The organism is Candidatus Symbiopectobacterium sp. NZEC135, from assembly GCF_025962695.1.
Genome location: NZ_JAGFPF010001208.1, coordinates 1 through 656, shown reverse-complemented (window position 1 = coordinate 656; position 656 = coordinate 1). Strand labels below are relative to the sequence as shown.

The following is a 656-nucleotide window of genomic DNA, read 5'->3' as shown; positions in this document are numbered from 1 at the left end:
TACTGTGGCAGTTCACTGAGTGGTTGCGCGGTTGGGTACTCACCGGCTTTCCCTGGCTACAATTTGGCTATAGCCAGATTGACGGGCCGCTGCAAGGCCTGGCACCGCTGCTAGGGGTTGACGGTATCAATCTCTTGTTGGTGATCATTGCCGGACTGCTGGTCTTTGGTACCGCACGACGCAAAACCCTCCCTCTTTATTGCGCTATCGCGTTACTGGTGCTCCCGTGGCCGCTGAAATTTATCCACTGGTTCACACCTCAGCCCGAGCGCGCGGTCAACGTTGCGCTGGTGCAAGGCAATATTGCCCAAGCGCAAAAGTGGGATCCGAATGCACTGCAACAGATTCTGAATATCTACCGCGACGCCACGCAACCTTATCTGGATAAAGCGCCAATCGTTATCTGGCCAGAATCGGCTATCCCAGATGTGGAGACGCGTCAGCAAGACTACCTGCACCAGATCGACGACCTGCTGCGCGCGCACAACAGCAGTCTGGTCACCGGGGTTGTGGATGCACGCCGTCGCACAAACGAGCAGGTTGACTTCTACAACAGCATTATCGTGCTGGGTGGTAACGAGCCGTACCGCTATCCCAGCGCTAACCGCTACAACAAGAACCATCTGGTGCCGTTTGGTGAGTTCGTGCCGTTGGAA

General features: G+C 55.9%; 1 protein-coding gene. It reads left to right on the top strand.

Annotated elements, in window-relative coordinates:
- On the top strand, nucleotides 1–656 hold a 656-nt coding region (gene lnt / locus J5224_RS33370), incomplete at both ends, for an apolipoprotein N-acyltransferase (protein ID WP_264629180.1).